Raw genomic sequence first — 17,938 nt, 5'->3', positions numbered from 1 at the left:
GAGCTCAAGAACAGAACAAAGCGGCGACTGATTTTCAGTGCCGCTTTTTTGTTTCTTAGTAATGTGGAATCCTGTCTGCAGTACCCAGTACCCAGTACCCAGTACCCAGTACCTAGGTCCTAGGACCTGCTCTTCCTTCCTTCCTGCTCTTCGCTTTCCGCCAGCTTCTTCTTGTTATGCCAGACTTTCTGCTCTTTCCCTCGCAGTAAGCGTTTTATGTTTTCCTGATGACGGAAAATGATCAGGCAAGAGAGCATAGCAACCGGCATAGTGAACTGGGGTTTGACCACCCAGGTAAAAAGTGGGGCGAAGAGAGAGGCAAACAGGGCGCCTGCCGATGAATAGCCTGTCACCAATACCGCAGCGGCCCAGGTTCCCAGCATCATGCCGGTAAGATCCAGACCAATAGGGGCAATAGCACCCAGTGCCGTAGCAACGCCTTTCCCGCCGCGGAAGTGAAAGAAAATCGGGTAGATATGGCCAAGACAGGCGGCGATACCAATCAGGCCAAGCAGGAAGGGATTGATGCCTATCAGGTAGCTGACCCAGACCGGGATAGTGCCCTTGAGCATGTCACACAGCAGAACTAACGCGGCAGCCAGACGTCCGCCAAGGCGAAAGACATTGGTTGCTCCGGGATTGCCTGAGCCCTGTTCCCGTGGGTCTGGCAGACTGTAAAGACGACAGATCAATACCGCACTGGAGACAGAACCCAGTAAGTAGGCAATCACGATCATCAGTAGGCCAATCGCTGTCATTCGGTCATCCACGTTGAACATTCGCTAGGGCGACAAGAACTTGTTATAGTTCGCGCAACAGACACAAAGTATCCATTTTTTATCGGGTAATGTGTAGATACAACGCGTTTTATAGATAATGATCCCAACTGCGTTGATTCAACGATGTTACGTGCTTTTGCGCATAATAGGTATCCGACCTCTGATATTTTTAAATGAACATGGATTTAGTATTTATCGAGCAGCTTGAAGTCGTGACCACCATTGGTGTATACGACTGGGAACAGCAAATCAAACAGAAGCTGGTGTTTGATATAGAAATGGCACATGACAATAAGCCCGCCGCAGACAGTGATGACGTGACCCTCGCGCTGGACTATGCGGCAGTCAGTGGTGCTGTGATCGATCTGGTCGAAAATGGCCGGTTCCTTTTGGTTGAACGAGTTGCAGAAGAGATTGCCGCCCTGATCCAATCACGGTTCTCCGTTCCCTGGGTTCGTGTAAAAGTCAGTAAACCGGGCGCTGTGCCTCAGGCGCGCACTGTCGGTGTGGTGATTGAGCGGGGCACAAAGTGACACAGGTGTTAGTGAGTGTTGGCTCGAATATTGATCGTGAGCATCATATCGCAGAAGGGGTTGCGGCACTGAGAGAGCTGGATCCGCAGTGTCGCTGCTCGCGGATTTTTGAAGCTGAGCCTGTTGGCTTCGACGGCCCCAATTTCTATAACCTTGTCGTGGAACTCCATACTGACCTTAGCCTTGAAGGCATTATGGCTGCGTTGCGTGATATTGAATCGCGATGGGGCCGTGAGCGTGATGCGATCAAGTTCCGTGACCGTACGCTGGATATTGACCTGCTGACATACGGCGAGCTGTCGCAACCTTCCGGCCCGACCCTGCCCCGCAATGATATCTATAAGTTTGCATTTACCCTATGGCCGCTGGCAGAGCTTTGCCCTGATCAGATCATTCCAGGTGACTCGCAAACCTATAAACAGGCTTGGGAGGCTTTCACCGAAAAACAACCTCTCTGGCCTGCAACGGATTTCTCCCTTTAATCACAGGTAGTTTAACGCTAATGAGTATGTTTGAAGCCTTTGCGCTGGCGCTGATTCAGGGTTTGACGGAATTCCTTCCGGTTTCAAGCTCTGCGCATTTAATTCTTCCGTCAGAAATTCTCGGTTGGCAGGATCAAGGGTTGGCCTTTGATGTTGCCGTACACGTGGGCACCTTGCTTGCGGTTATTGGCTACTTCCGTAAAGAAGTGACGCAACTTTTGGGCGCCTTCTTCCGTTCTATTTTTAAAGGCGAACGCTCTTCTGATGCCAGTCTGGCATGGATGATTGCACTGGCAACGATCCCGGCCTGTCTGTTTGGCCTGTTTATGAAAGACATTATTGAGCTTTACCTGCGCTCAGCGTGGGTGATTGCCATAACCTGTATTGTCTTTGGCCTGTTGCTGTGGTGGGTAGACGTGAAAGCCAAGTGTGAGTTTGACGAATACAACACCACGCCGAAAATGGCGCTGTGGATTGGTATTGCACAGGCGCTGGCGATGATCCCGGGTACCTCCCGTTCTGGTGCGACCATGACCATGGCGTTGTATCTGGGCTACACCCGTGAAGCAGCAGCGCGTTTTTCTTTCCTGATGTCAATTCCAATCATCGTACTGGCTGGCTCTTATCTTGGCCTTGGTTTGGTGAAAAGTGATGTGCCTGTGATGTGGGGCCCCATTCTGACTGGCGTACTGGTGTCTTTTATCAGTGCGTATGCGTGTATTCACTGGTTTTTGAAGCTCGTTACCCGAATGGGCATGAAGCCTTTTGTTATCTACCGAATCGCGTTGGGCCTCGGTCTGGCGGTATTCCTGGCGACGAGATAAAGAATAAAGGTCCTAGGAAGAGCAGGTCCTAGATTCTGGGAAAAACAGGTCCTAGGCCCTGGGAAGAGCAAGAGCAGATCCTAGGAATAGAAAAAGCGGCGACTGTTAACAGTGCCGCTTTTTTGTTTTTATTATCTTGAATAATTCCTACAGGACCCAGGACCCAGGACCCAGGACCCAGGACCCAGGACCCAGGACCCAGGACCTAAGCTCTATGTCCTTCAAGATACCCCTTCACAGCCTCAATCCTCTGTCTTGTCAGCTCTTCACGGATTGCCGGGCCTTTAAACCCTGCGGCAACGATCGGTTTTACTTCTACCGCATTGGCGGCATCAAAGGCGCCAGCCAGCCAATCAGCCTGCGGATAATCCCGTTGTTCAAACCCGGTGCGGCCTTGATGATCTGCTTTGCTTGCCGTGGCGAGTTGTGGGATTTTTTCGGGTTTTCGCCAGCAGTCATTGCGGTCGAATATCTTCACGAAAGTGGTAGCTTTTAGCTCGCCGGCGTTGTGCACATTGGTGTGTTCGGCGCAGACCAACAGGGCCGCATCACGGTAGGCGTTGGGTACGCGGATCCGTTCACACAGCGCTTTTATCGGCGCCAATCCAAGTCTGGTGTGACGTTTATGGCTTGGCCACTCCTCTTTCGGCGTCAGGCCTTTGCCCAAATCGTGAACCTGTGCCGCAAAGCGGATCACTGGATCTTCGGTGAGCTGTGCGGCTTGTCTTGCCACCATCAGGGTGTGAATACCGGTGTCGATTTCCGGGTGCCACTGTTCAGGTTGCGGGACACCAAACAGGGCGTCGATTTCCGGCAGCACCACCGCCAGAGCGCCGCAGTCGCGCAGCACACTGAGGAATACGTCAGGGTGTTGGGAGGAGAGTGACTTTTCCCACTCTTTCCAGACCCGCTCGGCAGTCAGCGCTTCCAGCTCACCACTGTCGACAATGTGTTTCATCAGTGTCAGGGTTTCATCGGCTACCCGGAAACCCAGATGGTGGAAACGCGCTGCAAAGCGGGCAACACGTAACACGCGCAGAGGATCTTCAACAAACGCCGGTGATACATGGCGCAGCAGGCGATTGCTCAAGTCTTGCTGGCCGCCGTAAGGGTCAACCAGAGTGCCATCTTCTGCCTTGGCAATGGCGTTGATGGTGAGATCGCGGCGCTGTAAGTCTTCTTCCAGTGTCACCTGTGGTGTGAAATCGCAGACAAAACCGGTGTAACCTTTGCCGGATTTGCGTTCAGTACGCGCCAGTGCATGCTCTTCGTGGGTTTTAGGATGCAGGAACACCGGGAAATCGGCACCGACTTGTTGATAACCTGCACGTAGCATGGTGTCGATGTCAGCACCGACCACCACCCAGTCCCTGTCTTTTACGTTCAGGCCGAGCAGTTCGTCGCGCACGGCGCCGCCAACGAGGTAGGTTTTCACATTACAGTCCGAAATTTAGGTAATAATGAGGGCATCATATACTGAAATACTGCATACCCAAACATTGGCGCCGTTAAGGGAGTATGAATAGCAGGAGGGAGGCTAAAAGCTGCGAACCTGCCCTTGAATACACGGTCTTACGGGCGTGTCTGTCTTTACAACGCTTATGGGCCGCGATACCTTGCAACCCATTGAGGGAACAGAGAACTATTCATGTACCAAGACTTTTTCCGGTTAACTGAATCGCCCTTTGCGATTGTGCCTAACCCCAGGTTTTACTTTTTAAGTGAGCGGCACAAAGAAGCGTTGAGCCATGTCCTGAATGGTATTGAGGACGGTGGCGGTCTTGCGCTGTTAACCGGTGAGGTGGGCACGGGGAAAACCACCACCATGAAAGCCTTGCTTGAACGTCTGCCGGAAAAGACCCAGGTAGCGATGATCCTCAACCCGAGTATTTCTGTGCTCGAGCTGCTCCAGACGCTTTGTGACGAGCTGGGCGTGGCATACAGCGAGGATGACAGCTTTAAACGCCTTTATGATGCGATTGCTGATAAGCTGTTCAACAACGAATCCAAGGGTATCCAGACGGTGTTACTGGTCGATGAAGCTCAACACCTGATGCCGGATGTGCTTGAGCAGCTTCGCCTTCTCACCAATATTGAAACCTCTTACCGCAAGCTGTTGAAAGTCATTTTGATTGGCCAGCCTGAGCTGCAACAGATGTTACGTCAGCCGAACCTGCGCCAGCTTGCCCAGCGTATTACCGCACGCTACCACCTGATCCCGCTTACGCCGGATGAAGTTCACCAGTATATTACCCACCGTATCAGCTGTGCCGGAGGGCTTGAGCCGCTGTTTGATGGCGCGGCAATCAAGCTTATTGCCAAGGAAACTGGCGGTGTGCCGCGGCTGGTGAATCTGGTGTGCGATAAATCGCTTAAGATGGCGTTTAAAGTGTCCCGCCAGAAAGTTAACAAAGAGATTGCTGCTAAGGCCTGTCAGGATGTACTGGCGTGGCAGGGGATGACTCAAACTAAGCCAGCTAGCGGGCATAAGCGTTACTGGCCGATGTATGTCGGTGTTATCGGCGGCGCAGCATTGCTGGCAGTGGCTGTCCGTGTTGGGCTGTGGGGAGGCAATAGGGAAAACGTGGCTGTGATTGCCAACGATCCCGCTCCGGCCACGGTAACAACCAAGCAGAAAGAGGAGACGCCAGTGGTCGCCGTTACCCAGCCTGAGCCCGTGGTGGCGCAGAAAGCAACGGCAAAGCCGCAGAAGCCGGTTGTTACCCTGCTATTGGGTGAGGTAGCGAGAGAAAGCCTGAGTGCGGGCACGGCGATGCAGTCCTTGTACAAGCTCTGGGGCTTTGATGCCGATGTGCTGGCAGCAGGATGCTCTACCGACGTGCGTGGTGAACTGGCCTGTTTTAAAGGCAGGCTGCCTTTTTCCCAGCTCCTGACGATTGACCGTCCTGCGGTGTTGCAAATGAACGGGCCTGAAGGGCAAAGCTGGTTTGCTGTGTTGTATGGCAAAGGTGAAAATCAGTTTGAGCTGCTGGCGGCGGACAAGCGCCTGCTGGTGAGCGGGGATTTTCTCAAGCAGCACTGGAGTGGGGAAGTGCTTGTGCTGTGGCGCCCGCCGCTCGGTAACCCGAATCACATCAAGTTTGGCCAGCGTGGTGAGCGTGTACGCTGGCTTGACCAGCGCCTGAACCTGGTGCTGGGCGACACTACACCGGTTTCCGATATATTCGGGCAGGCGCAGCGCGTTAAAGTGCGGGAGTTCCAGCGCAGCAAAGGGCTGGATGCTGATGGTATTCCGGGAGCAATGACCTTTATGGTGCTGGATGCTGTGTTGCAGATGCCTGGGCCGGTTCTGGTTACCAGTATTGATGCCACACCGGGTGAAGTGCAGGCGATGCAAGGGGGTGACATTGTCATGATGCCGCAATCTGATGTCTTTGAGCTTGCCCTTGAACCGTTGCCGTCACCAGTAACAGAGGCGATAACGGTGGAAGAGGACGAGGAGCAGACCGCGCCTGCTGACAAGGCAGTGGAAGTGGGCAGCACCTCGTTTACGGCACCGAACCAAACTCAGTTGAAAGGTAATGATGAACTGACGCTGGAAGATCTGGACTTGTCTGGATTGTCACCGGAGCTTGCCAAGAAAGTGGAAGCCGCATTGGGAAGCGATAAAAGCCGTACGTTGGATGCCAAGCTTGATCGAGCCAAGCCGCAAAGCAACGTCGTGCCGATTGCCGAGTTGCCCGATGCGCAGTTAACCCGTTTACCGCCAATGGATTTCCAGACCCATATTTATGCTTCCGATGAAAACGCACGTTGGGTGAAGGTGAATGGCAAAGAAGCCCGGGAGGGAGAGTTTGTGGCGGAGGGAGTTTTGCTGCGGGGTATTGAACCACAACAGGTCGTTGTGCAGTTTGAAGACATGCTGATTGCGATTCCTGCACTGACGACTTGGTAATTCAATCTCGTGTCTAGAATCTTATCCCAGGACCCAGGACCCAGGACCCAGGACCCAGGACCTGGGAGGAGCAGTGAGAGCCAGGCGCTATCACCTTGTGTGCTGACTCAAGACATTAAAAAAGCCGCTTCCGCGGCTTTTTTGGTCGTTCGATTATTGCCTACGCCCAACCGCTGTTGCGTTTCTTACGGCGTGGGATCAGGTGAGGTAAAATCAGGCCAAACAGCAGGCCACCACCGGCCACTATGCCACCGTAGGTGAAGTAGCGCATCAGCAGATCATCTTTCTGGGTGTCGATACGGGCACGTAATTCGCGGATTTCGGTTTGTGCATCAATCAGCTTCTGGTTCAGTTCACTGGTGTGCTGTTCAAGCTCTTTCACTTGGGCATTACGCTGTTCTAAGGAGGTAATCAAACCTTTGGTTTTGGCTTCCGTGTCACCCTGTGCCCTAGCCAGTGCTTCTTTTACCTGCTTCAGCTCTTCTTCCAGCGCTGGGACACGGATTTTCAGACCGGGTTGGTTGGAGACATATTTGGTTTCCACCCATCCCTTGCGGCCTCGATCATCAATGATTTGGCTGTAACCAGCGTTACGGTTACTGTCCACAACAGTTACTTTTGTGCCCGCATCCACGCTGCCAATAATACGGTATTGGGTACCTGGGCCAGAATGCATGTAGGTGAATAGCTCATCAGAAATGTAGTTGTCCTTTGCATACGCAGCAGGGACCGCCAACATCATCAATACAGCCAGGGCAGAGAAAAGTTGCTTCACGGAGTATTCCTTTGTTTTGATCGTGAGTATCTGTTTGTGTCAGATACTAAAAAATTTTGTGGTTCAGGTACAACAAAAGGGAGGTATAACCTCCCTTTTTTAACCGAAGACTGACATCACTGCACAAAAACGTGACTTAAATGCCTTTTTCGGATGGCATTATACGCCAAGCATAAACTGCATAACGTAGAAGAAGATCACAGCAAGCAGTGCGCCAGCAGGCAAGGTGACGACCCAGGATGCGACGATATTGCGCACGACGCCGAGGTTCAGTGCTGCAATGCCACGGGCAAAACCTACACCCAGCACCGCACCTACCAGGGTCTGTGTGGTGGAGATAGGCAGGCCAGTACCGGAAGCCAGTACAACCGTTGATGCGGTCGCCAACTGCGCAGCAAAACCACGGCTTGGCGTCAGCTCGGTGATACCTGTGCCTACGGTTGCCATCACTTTGTGGCCAAGGGTCGCCAGACCGACAACAATGCCGATACCGCCCAGTGGCAGGATCCACCAGGCAATCTGACTTTTCTCGCTGATTTGGCCCATGTGTTCAACGGTAGAAACAATGGCTGAAAGGGGACCAATTGCGTTAGCTACGTCGTTTGAACCATGTGCAAACGCCATCGCACACGCGGTAACGACCATCAGGAGACTGAACACGCGCTCTACGCCCTGATAGCCATTTTCGCTGGCCGAGTTGTCTTTGTACTTACGGCGGATGTAAAAATAACCAAACACCATCACAAGCGTGGAAAGGGCGATAGATACTGTTACCGCTTCACCGGTAGTCAGGTGCAGGCCCACGTGTTTCAGACCTTTTTTGATCGTCACCAAGGTGATAATCATCGCGGTCAAAAACATGTAAACAGGCACGAAACGTTTGGCATTGATCAGGGGAGTGTCGGTATCAAAGATCAGGCGTTGGGCGCTGACAAAAATGGCATACGCAAACACACCTGAGATAAGTGGAGTGACAATCCAGCTGCCGACAATACCCTGTACGGAGCTCCAGTCGACGGCTTCAGTGCCTACAGATACGCAGGCAAAGCCGATGATGGCACCAATAATAGAATGGGTGGTAGAGACGGGCCAGCCCATGTAAGACGCGACCAGCAACCAGGAGCCGGCAGCCAGTAGAGCGGACATCATACCGTAAACCAACACGTCAGGTTGAGAGGCGTAAAGTGAGGTTTCAATCACCCCTTTACGGATGGTGTCTGTGACTTCACCACCGGCAAGATAAGCGCCGGCAAATTCGAAGATCATCGCGATGATGATCGCTTGTTTAACCGTCAGTGCCTTGGAGCCCACTGACGTACCCATGGCGTTGGCAACGTCGTTTGCGCCGATACCGATAGCCATCATGAAACCAAAGACTGCGGCCACCACAATAATGATGGAACCGTAATTCGCTAGGATTTCCATTGTTTTACCTTGTTATCTATTCGGAAAACGGGACACTTATGAACGTGACAGCATCAGCTCCAGACGTGATCCTACACGCTGAGCCTGATCAGCAATTTCACCAATCCATTCAAGGATCTTGTACAGGAACATCACATCAACAGGGTTGTATTCATTTTCGATGGACATCAATTTCTGGCGAAGGTGGATCTGCATGGAGTCTGTATCACCCTCAATGGTATCTAGCTGGTGGATCATCTCTTCAACCAGTGTGACTTCACGACCTTTAAAACCCGTTTCCAGCAATTCATCCAATTCACTGATCACGCGACGTGCCTGTTCGGCAGCATCAAGGCAACGTTGCACATAGGCGACGAAGTCGGTGTAGAGCAAGGAAGGGATTTGGAGTTGTCGGCCAATAACACGGCCAGCAATGTCTTTAGCGAGGTTTGCCAGTTTGTCCTGCTGGATAAGCAGATCCAGCATGTCGGTACGGTCTACCGGAAGGAACAGACCGCGGGGCAATTTGAGGCGGATTTCACGTTTGAGCGCATCAGCATCTTTTTCAATCGTTGAAATCTCATGGCGCAGTTGTTCTGCACGTTCCCAATCGCCCTTTTCGCATGCTTCGAAGAAAGGGACCAACAATGAGCAGCAGTCATTGACGCGACTCACATGGCGTTGCAAAGGTTTTAGGGGGCTCTTTGCAAACAGCCCAACAATTGTATTTACAGGCATAGCCGTATCTACCTAAAAAACCTGTCCAAAGGATCAGGCTAAATATTACACCCAAACACCCACCAATGCAGGTTTCACAAGTCCGGGTAGACCAATAGTTATTTAGGCGGCGAATGTTAGCGCAATCACATTTGCATTGATACCATTTCAGATCAATGAAAGTCTCTTGCCCGCATCCACGAATATTCATATCCTTGTCTGGCTATTGGTTATGGGTCCCTTTATGGAAACTGAGATAGAGCTAAAGTTTTTTGTTTCTGGTGATTTTTACCGTCAACTCAGAGACAAAATTACTGATCTTAAAGTATTGCAACAGCGTCAGAAAAAACTGGGCAATATTTACTATGACACCCCGGACTTCCTGCTGCGACACCATGATATTGGTTTGCGAGTCAGGCGTTATGATGACGTCTATGTCCAGACATTGAAGACCGCGGGACGTGTTGTTGCCGGCCTTCACCAGCGTCCAGAATATAACGCTGAACTGGACTCCCCGGTGCCTGATCTCTCCCTTATCCCGGCAGATGCCTGGCCAGAAAGTATCGATGTTGATGCACTTGCCGCCAACCTGACCCCTTTATTTTCTACCGATTTTGAACGCCAACAATGGTTGGTCGCCATGCCTGACAGCAGTCAGGTCGAACTGGCATTTGACAGCGGAGAAGTGACGACCACAGAAGGGGGCTACGATCCGGTTTGTGAGGTGGAGTTGGAGTTGAAATCCGGTCAGACGGATGCCCTGTTTGTGCTGGCGCGTGAGCTGGCGGAGCATGGTGGCCTGCGTCTGGGCAACCTGAGTAAAGCAGCGCGGGGCTACCGGCTGGCAACGGGGTACGAAGGCGATCCGGTCAAACCGCTGACTATCGTGCCGGTTAACAGCCAGATGCATGTCGAGGATGCGTTTGTGAAGGCTCTGGAACATGCGCTGGCACATTGGCATTACCACGAGCAGATTTATGTTGAGCGTCCAGAGCAGGAAGCCATTTTTGAAATCTGTAATGCTGTTGCGCTGATCCGCCAAGCACTGGTGCTCTACGGCGGATTGATCCCACGCCGCGCCAGTGCACTGCTGCGTCAGGAACTGCAATGGTTGGAGGGGGAGTTCGAATGGGTCTATGAAGGGCGGGCGATTGAGCGTCTTCTTGGTGACAAAGGCCATTTTCTGCGAAAACTCAACGCGCAAAAGCCACTGATGGCAAAACTCTCCGAGCGCTACGATAAACTGCCTGAACGTGCACAGGTGCTGGAATTGCTGCACTCAAGCCGCTATTGCAACCTGCTGCTTGATTTGAGCCGTTGGATCCTAACCCGGGGCTGGCAACCCTTCCTGGATGATAAAGCACGTGAGAAACTGGATGAGCCTGTTCGCCAGTTTGCTGTCCGTTCTCTGGCACAATCCTGGGAGGAGCTGCTGGGCGTATTTGCTGAAAACAACACGCTGGACCGTTTCGGGTACCTCGATCAACAACCTCGCCTGACCCGTAACCTGATGTCGGGATGTTGTGTGGCGGCGCTGTTTGACAGTGAAGAACGTGAAATCTTCCGTCTGCCCTGGCTGGATTTGCTGCAAGGGATTGAAGATATCCAGTTGCTTGAGCCGGTACGACGCCTGGCTGGTGATGAAGATTTGGATGAAGAAGATCGGCACCAGATTGAAAAATGGCTGAGCCGTAAGGAAGAATCCCTACTGCATGCCATGATGCAATCGCGCCAGATTGGGGTGACACTAACACCTTACTGGGAACTGTAATAGTACGCAGAGTCTATTGATCGTAAAAGGTCAGTAGACTCTGGCACTTGGGGGCGTTACTTTTGGGTTTGTGAAGACGCCTCAGGTGATATTTGCTCCAGTTTTTTCTCAATTGCTGTAAGGCGCGTCATCATCTCATTTTGCTGGTTCAAAAGTTGTTCCAATATTTCCCGGCTGCGTGCTTTCTTTTCCTGCTCTTTCTTCTGGGGCTTAGTGATATAAGAGGCCACCAAACCGGTGATTGCACCGAAAATTCCCACACCACAAATGATCACAATGATGGCGACTGCCCGGCCGGCTGACGTGACCGGGTAATGATCTCCGTATCCCACGGTCGAGATAGTGACAAATACCCACCACATCGCATCCATCAAGCTGGTGATATTGGCTTCATCGGCCGGACTTTCCAGGACAAATATCGTTGCTGACCCTGTCGATACGATGACCGTAAGCAACAATAAGATGGTTGCCATGGTGGTCTCGTTGCGGTTTTCGTTCATATGGATGAGCAGGGAATGATTCTGCTGGATTAACCGGATGACCCGGAATATCTGGAAAATGCGGGCAAAACGCAGGGCTTCTATTACAGGAATGCTGGCAAGAATATCAATCCAATGTTTTTTCAAATAAGTGAGCTTTCTATTACTTTTGAGAAAATGTGTCGTGATTTGGAGCAAAAATATCAGGCAGATCAGCGTGTCTATGTTCAGCAATAAGGTATAAAGGGGCATGTTTTTTGGCAGTAATAACAAGGTGGTGACGATGCACAGTGAGACAAAAGAAAGCAGCAGACTTAATAATCCCATCGGACTCAGATCTAAGTTTTTTGAATCATTTTCACTCATTGCTCAATAAAATACCTGTTTTGCCGTTAATGAACGAAGGCAGGTTATCTTCACCGGCATTGATGATCGGCAGATACCCAGCGTCTGTTTTCGCTTGCATTATCTCTACTGTATCGCAGTTTACGCGATGCAACTATCAAGGAGTCTTCACGAATGTCACAGATGATATTCAGGCCTTGGGAAAAGGCCGCCGCTAACATCAAGCTTGTCCCCAAACTCATACTGTTAATGGTTTTCAGTACGTTGCTGCTGGTGGTAAAACAACTGTGGGATGCTAATACGTTTCGTGACTCTGTTAAAGAGATGACTGAAGCCCAAAGCCATAGCCTGGCGCTTCGCAGCGCGGAGCTGGCGCAGACATTGTTGGCCAAGGAGGACGGCGTTGCATTGCTTGAACACGTGGTTAAGCAAGAGAATGCAACCAGCACCATTGATCAATACATCTACCTGGTAAACCGTCAATCCGGCCAGGTATTGGCGCACCCGACGATCAAGAGGCTCGATGGCTTGAACCTGCCACTGGAAAATGGGCGCCTGCTAACAGAAGTATTCCGCAGCACCCCAAGTGGCTTTGCTTACCATCTGGCTGACGAAGCCCGTCATGGCATTGCTGTGCCTGTGGGTAACACCGATTGGATGGCGGTGTCATCACAACCTGATTCTGCTGCTGAGCAGTATTACAACGCGTATCTGATGCAGATGGCCTGGCAAACCGCCCTGATGATTGTGGCATTTATGGTGATTCTGTTTGGTGCTTCCAGCCTGATGCTACGCCAAATCAAATGCCTGACCAATGGCATGCGTAACATGGCACAGAAGAACCTGAGTATCCCTGTGGTGATGGATTGTAAAGACGAATTTGGTGCGCTTGCCCGTGAACTGGAAAAGAGCCGCATTCAGCTTGCCAGCGTGATCAAAACCCAGCGCAGTTCTTCTGAAGAGTTGTACACCATAGCGGAAGTGATGAGCGTCAGCATGGATGAAACCCGCGAGTCAGCCAAAGAACAGTTTAGTGAGATTGACCAGCTGGCATCAGCGATGAGTGAAATGACCTCGACGGTGCAGGATGTTGCCAGTCATGCACGTGCAGCATCGCAGGCAACCGAAGTGTCGCGCCAGCAGGTCGCGAACGGCCAGCAGTATGTGAGTAACACCATTTCCACCATCAACAAACTGTCTGAAGATATACGGGAATCTGCGAGTGTGGTGAATCAGGTCGAAGAGCGAGTGGAGAAAATCAGCTCGGTGGTGGTCACCATTCAGGGCATTTCGGAACAAACCAACCTGCTGGCATTGAACGCGGCGATTGAAGCGGCACGTGCCGGTGAAGCGGGCCGGGGATTTGCGGTGGTTGCTGATGAAGTACGTAACCTGGCGCAGAATACCCAGAAAGCGACCGTAGAAATCCAGGACATGATCACCCAGCTGCAATCGTCAGCACAGAAGGCCGTTGGCCTGATGGAGCAAAGCGTGGTAGAAGCAGTAGCAAGCGTCGAGTCTGTCAGCAACGCCGGAGAGGAACTGAACCTGATTGTCGAGCAAATCTGCCAAATTAATGACATGAACTTCCATATTGCGACGGCGGCTGAGCAGCAGGCCTCGGTGGCGGATGAAATGAACCAGAATCTGACCAATGTGCGTGAGCTGGTTGAAGCTTCAGTGACAGTAGTCACAGAGCTTGCCAATACATCAGAGAGCATGCAGGGCAATGCGGAACAACTGGATCTGAAAATCAAAGAATTTGCTGTTTGATGTCCGCTTAGGAATGAAGAAGCCCACCGGTTGTGTGGGCTTTTTTATGATAAATTGTCAGACATTGAAAGCGTAAAGGAAAGAACACCGATGTCGTTGCCTAGGGAACTGGAAGCGTGCGCAACCTGCGCGATAGATGTACTGGCTGAAAAACAGCCAGATAACCTTGCCAAATGGCAAGGCCGGGAGCGGGATACACTTGCCCGCACACTGGCACTGAGTGATTTTGTCACCGACTCGGTTTTACATGACGAAACCTTGTTGCCGTGGCTGAAAGCGCACCTGGATAGTGGCCAGCGCCTGACTCAGTACCGCAACGCGCTGAAAGAAAAGCTCGATAGCCAGCAGGATGAAAATGGCCTGCTCCGCGAGCTTCGGCGCTTCCGTCGCCGAGAAATGGTCTGGCTGGCCTGGCATGACTTCAACGACTCCCTCTCGCTGGATGACAGTCTGGCGCACCTCTCCAAACTGGCAGAAGCCATGATCATGGAAGCCTATGGCTGGCTGTACCGTTTCTGTTGCAACGAATGGGGAACGCCTTGCGATGTAGAAGGAAATCCACAGCCTATGCTGATCCTTGGCATGGGTAAACTGGGTGGCGGAGAGCTGAATTTTTCCTCTGATATCGACCTTATCTTCACCTATCCGGAAAACGGCGAAACCCAGGGCGCGCGCCGCAGTATTGCCAATGCCCAGTTTTTTACCCGCCTCGGTCAGCGCTTGATTAAAGCACTCGACCAGCAAACCTATGACGGCTTCTGTTACCGCGTCGATATGCGTCTGCGTCCGTTTGGTGACAGTGGCCCGTTGGTGATGAGCTTCGCGGCACTTGAGGATTACTATCAGGAGCAGGGGCGTGACTGGGAGCGCTACGCCATGATCAAAGCGCGGGTGATGGGCAAAGAACAGTTTTCCTGTTACCAGAGCTTGCGCCAGATGCTGCGTCCATTTGTATTCCGCCGCTATATCGATTTCAGTGCTATCCAGTCCCTGCGCCGTATGAAAGCGATGATCCGCAGTGAGGTACGTCGCCGTGGGCTGACAGACAACATCAAGCTTGGGGCAGGCGGGATCCGTGAAATTGAGTTTATTGTCCAGGCTTTCCAACTGATCCGGGGTGGCCGTGATCCTATCCTTCGCAAGCGTGGCTTGTTTATCACCTTACATGCTATTCGTGAGCTGGAACTATTGCCTGTACAGGATGCAGATACACTGGAAGCGGCTTACCGTTACCTGCGCCGGGTGGAAAACCTGTTGCAGGCGATAGGTGATAAGCAAACCCAGACCCTGCCGGATAACGAGCGCGACAGGTTGCGCCTTGCTGTCGCGATGGGTGAAGAAAACTGGGATCTTCTTCGTGGGAAAATCGCGTCTCACATGCAGGGCGTGCATGACATCTTCGATAACCTGATCGGTGATGAAGAAGAGGGTGAAGAAGAAAAGATCGCGACTGAATTCAGCGAGATCTGGGATGCGGCGCGCGATCCGGAGCTGGTTGCGAAGATCCTGACTGATATGACGGCGCAACATGCCGAAGAGCAAGCCAAAGCGCTGCTGCGTTTCAAGGAAGAGCTGGCAAAGCGCACTTTAGGGCCGCGTGGCCGGGAGGTGGTAAACCGTCTGATGCCGGTGATGCTCAGCCACATTGTCTGCCGGCAGGACGCCATCGCGGTGTTGGAGCGGGTGCTGAAGCTGCTTATCTGTATTGCTACCCGCACCACCTATCTGGAACTTCTGGACGAGCACCACGGCGCCATTACACAACTGGTTAGACTTTGCGGTGCCAGCCCTATGGTGGCAGAGAAGTTGGCAAGCTACCCCATCCTGCTGGATGAATTGCTGGATTTGCAACATCTCTATAACCCAACCCCGCTCGATCAATACCGTAACGAACTGTTTGATTTTCTTGCCCGCATTCCGGAAGAGGATATGGAGCAGCAGATGGAGCACATTCGCCAGTTCAAGCAGACCCAGTTGCTGCGCATCGCGGCAGCAGACATTGCCGGTGTGTTGCCTGTGATGAAGGTGAGTGACCACCTGACCTATCTGGCTGAAGCGATTGTAGAAGCGGTAGTGAATCAGGCCTGGTTCCAGATGACAGAAAAATATGGCCAGCCCTCCCACCTTGCCGGGCGTGATGGACGGGGATTTGCGGTGATTGGCTATGGCAAGGTTGGCGGTATCGAGCTGGGGTATAACTCGGATTTGGATGTAGTGTTTGTGCATGATTGCCCCGTTGACAGCTATACTGATGGCCCAAAAGAGATAGACGGTCGCCAGTTCTACCTTCGCCTTGCTCAGCGCATTGTCCACCTGTTCTCAACCCGCACGGCATCCGGTGTGCTGTATGACATTGACACCCGCCTGCGTCCATCCGGTGCTTCCGGCATGCTAGTGACCACACTGGAATCGTTCGAGGAATACCAGAACACCGAAGCCTGGACATGGGAGCATCAGGCGTTAGTGCGCACCCGTATGATCTATGGCGATGCATTGCTGGCAAAAGGCTTTTCGGACGTGCGTAAGCGTGTACTGACTAACGTGCGTGACAGGGATGCTCTTCGCAAGGATGTGGTTGAGATGCGCCATAAAATGCGCGACCACCTGGGCAGCAAAGAAAAAGGTAAATTTCACATCAAACAGGATCCCGGCGGGATCACCGACATTGAGTTTATGACCCAGTTCTTTGTGCTGGCCAATGCCCACGAGGAGCCTGCGTTAACACGCTGGAGTGACAATGTCCGTATTCTGGAAGACATGGCCCAGGCAGGCATTTTAAGCACGCCACAGGCGCTGACCCTGCGCGATGCCTATGTGGCGATGCGCGATGAAATTCACCGCCTGAACCTGCTGGACGCCCCTGTGGAAGTCGATGATGCGGCGTTCACTGCAGAGCGCGAAGCGGTGAAAGCAGCATGGGCTGAATGGATGGAGCACTAAGCTCAGGCGTGAAATGCGCTCAGTCATGAAAGAAAAAAGGCGTGAAGCGAAAATACTGCTTCACGCCTTTTTTCATTGCGATATGTTTAATCGTACAGTGAAGGCTCACCGTCAGGGCGACTTTTAAAACGGCGATGCAGCCACATATATTGCTCTGGTGCCCGCATAATAGATCGTTCAATAAACATGTTGGTGTATGCGGCGGAGGCGTTTGCATCATCATAGGGAAAAGCGTCCATTGGCGGATCCAGCGTCAAAGTGTAACTGGTACCTTCCCTGTCGCGGGTAATGGTAAATGTCGCCAAATCACATCCGCTGGCAGACGCAAGAAGATGGGTGCCTGTCGTTGTGCAAGCGTTTTCTACGGCAAATAAGGGGGCCCATGCGTACCGGTGACGGCCATAGTCGTGGTCCGGCGCGTACCAGACTAATTCCCCTTGCTTTAATCGTCTGATCATCTGTTTAACGTCGCAGCGGTCGATCAGTTTGTTTTCGCGACACCTTCCTCTGTATTGAAACCAATCATAAACGGGATTGGTGTTTGGCCGGTATACACCAAACCCGGGTGTGTGCAGGCCAAACGCACGCGCACCCAGTTCCAGGTTGAAAGAGTGCACGGCAACAATCAGCACCCCTTTTTTGCGTGCTTTGAAATCGGCAATCTGTTCAAAACCTTCATATTTTATATGCTTTCTAATTCGCCAGGCTGGCCAAAACCACGCCATACAGGTTTCAAAAAATGCCAAGCCCATATGCTCGAAGTTTTCTTTGAGCAGGGCTTCACGCTCGCCCCCTGTCATTTCTGGAAAGCAAAGCTCAAGGTTGCGTGCGGCAATTTTCTTACGACTTTTGAAAAGCTTCATGATCAGCAGGCCAAGTTTCCGTCCAAGGAAGCGTTGCACACGGTATGGTAACCAACTGATCAAAAACATCACCCCGACACCCATCCAGGTATGCCAGTACCTGGGGTGAAGGAAAGAGAATTGGAAAGTTGGTGCTTCAGAATGGCTGCTCATAGCGTGGTCGTATTTCCTGAATCAAACGGTAAAAATGAGGCGCCATTGTATACCGAAATGTTTGCAATAGTCAGGGTTCGTCGGCAGATCCTGTCAGTGGCAATGAAAGTAATGTGCCCAAGTTGCCTGAAGGTACTGGATTGCGGTGGCGCGGGTATAGACGTCGTGAGTTGTTGTCGGTATG

At 52.0% G+C, this 17,938-nt stretch carries 14 protein-coding genes; 7 read left to right on the top strand and 7 right to left on the bottom strand.

Features of this window, described 5'->3' with window-relative positions:
* Positions 1 to 119 precede the first annotated feature (119 nt).
* Complete coding sequence (gene plsY / locus VHA_RS10350; protein WP_005504015.1) at positions 120 to 758, bottom strand: glycerol-3-phosphate 1-O-acyltransferase PlsY; 639 nt, start codon at positions 756 to 758, stop codon at positions 120 to 122.
* 194 nt (positions 759 to 952) lie between these two features.
* Between plsY and folB the strand changes: the two genes are divergently transcribed.
* Genes folB through VHA_RS10335 form a run of 3 tightly spaced genes read left to right on the top strand, consistent with a single transcriptional unit; the run spans position 953 to position 2,618 of the window.
* Complete coding sequence (gene folB, locus VHA_RS10345) at positions 953 to 1,312, top strand: bifunctional dihydroneopterin aldolase/7,8-dihydroneopterin epimerase (protein WP_040528623.1); 360 nt, start codon at positions 953 to 955, stop codon at positions 1,310 to 1,312.
* Entirely contained in the window at positions 1,309 to 1,794 is a 486-nt protein-coding gene (gene folK, locus VHA_RS10340) for a 2-amino-4-hydroxy-6-hydroxymethyldihydropteridine diphosphokinase (protein ID WP_040528622.1), read from the top strand. Before folB ends, folK begins: the two co-directional genes overlap by 4 nt.
* A gap of 20 nt (positions 1,795 to 1,814) precedes the next feature.
* The gene (locus VHA_RS10335) at positions 1,815 to 2,618 is read left to right on the top strand and encodes an undecaprenyl-diphosphate phosphatase (RefSeq protein ID WP_005504012.1); all 804 of its coding nucleotides are present in this window, start codon (positions 1,815 to 1,817) and stop codon (positions 2,616 to 2,618) included.
* 205 nt (positions 2,619 to 2,823) lie between these two features.
* On the opposite strand, the gene VHA_RS10330 is transcribed toward VHA_RS10335, so the two are convergent.
* Positions 2,824 to 4,053 carry a multifunctional CCA addition/repair protein gene (locus VHA_RS10330; RefSeq protein WP_005504011.1) on the bottom strand — a complete coding sequence of 410 codons (1,230 nt, stop codon included), beginning with the start codon at positions 4,051 to 4,053 and terminating at the stop codon, positions 2,824 to 2,826.
* Positions 4,054 to 4,266: 213 nt separating this feature from the next.
* On the opposite strand from VHA_RS10330, the gene VHA_RS10325 reads away from it, so the two are divergent.
* Entirely contained in the window at positions 4,267 to 6,534 is a 2,268-nt protein-coding gene (locus VHA_RS10325; RefSeq protein WP_005504010.1) for an AAA family ATPase, read from the top strand.
* Positions 6,535 to 6,694: 160 nt separating this feature from the next.
* Here the strand turns inward: VHA_RS10325 and VHA_RS10320 are convergent, their stop codons facing one another.
* The 3 genes from VHA_RS10320 to VHA_RS10310 all read right to left on the bottom strand — a co-directional run bounded on the left by VHA_RS10320 (position 6,695) and on the right by VHA_RS10310 (position 9,451).
* Positions 6,695 to 7,309 carry a TIGR04211 family SH3 domain-containing protein gene (locus VHA_RS10320; protein WP_005504009.1) on the bottom strand — a complete coding sequence of 205 codons (615 nt, stop codon included), beginning with the start codon at positions 7,307 to 7,309 and terminating at the stop codon, positions 6,695 to 6,697.
* 159 nt (positions 7,310 to 7,468) lie between these two features.
* Complete coding sequence (locus VHA_RS10315) at positions 7,469 to 8,734, bottom strand: inorganic phosphate transporter (protein ID WP_005504008.1); 1,266 nt, start codon at positions 8,732 to 8,734, stop codon at positions 7,469 to 7,471.
* 36 nt (positions 8,735 to 8,770) lie between these two features.
* Positions 8,771 to 9,451 (bottom strand): TIGR00153 family protein, encoded by a 681-nt coding sequence (locus tag VHA_RS10310; protein WP_005504007.1) that lies wholly within the window; start codon positions 9,449 to 9,451, stop codon positions 8,771 to 8,773.
* A 223-nt stretch (positions 9,452 to 9,674) separates the two neighbouring features.
* On the opposite strand from VHA_RS10310, the gene VHA_RS10305 reads away from it, so the two are divergent.
* Positions 9,675 to 11,201 carry a CYTH and CHAD domain-containing protein gene (locus VHA_RS10305; protein ID WP_005504006.1) on the top strand — a complete coding sequence of 509 codons (1,527 nt, stop codon included), beginning with the start codon at positions 9,675 to 9,677 and terminating at the stop codon, positions 11,199 to 11,201.
* Positions 11,202 to 11,257: 56 nt separating this feature from the next.
* Here the strand turns inward: VHA_RS10305 and VHA_RS10300 are convergent, their stop codons facing one another.
* The gene (locus VHA_RS10300) at positions 11,258 to 12,046 is read right to left on the bottom strand and encodes a potassium channel family protein (RefSeq protein WP_005504005.1); all 789 of its coding nucleotides are present in this window, start codon (positions 12,044 to 12,046) and stop codon (positions 11,258 to 11,260) included.
* 153 nt (positions 12,047 to 12,199) lie between these two features.
* On the opposite strand from VHA_RS10300, the gene VHA_RS10295 reads away from it, so the two are divergent.
* Complete coding sequence (locus VHA_RS10295) at positions 12,200 to 13,798, top strand: methyl-accepting chemotaxis protein (RefSeq protein ID WP_005504002.1); 1,599 nt, start codon at positions 12,200 to 12,202, stop codon at positions 13,796 to 13,798.
* Between the two features lie 90 nt (positions 13,799 to 13,888).
* Entirely contained in the window at positions 13,889 to 16,738 is a 2,850-nt protein-coding gene (glnE, locus tag VHA_RS10290) for a bifunctional [glutamate--ammonia ligase]-adenylyl-L-tyrosine phosphorylase/[glutamate--ammonia-ligase] adenylyltransferase (protein WP_005504001.1), read from the top strand.
* Between the two features lie 86 nt (positions 16,739 to 16,824).
* On the opposite strand, the gene lpxL is transcribed toward glnE, so the two are convergent.
* Positions 16,825 to 17,754, bottom strand: a complete 930-nt coding sequence (lpxL, locus tag VHA_RS10285; RefSeq protein ID WP_040528621.1) for an LpxL/LpxP family Kdo(2)-lipid IV(A) lauroyl/palmitoleoyl acyltransferase — start codon at positions 17,752 to 17,754, stop codon at positions 16,825 to 16,827.
* Between the last annotated feature and the right edge of the window lie 184 nt (positions 17,755 to 17,938).

This window comes from Grimontia hollisae CIP 101886, from assembly GCF_000176515.1.
Taxonomy (GTDB): domain Bacteria; phylum Pseudomonadota; class Gammaproteobacteria; order Enterobacterales; family Vibrionaceae; genus Enterovibrio; species Enterovibrio hollisae.
This window is presented reverse-complemented; position numbering and strand designations above follow the sequence as displayed.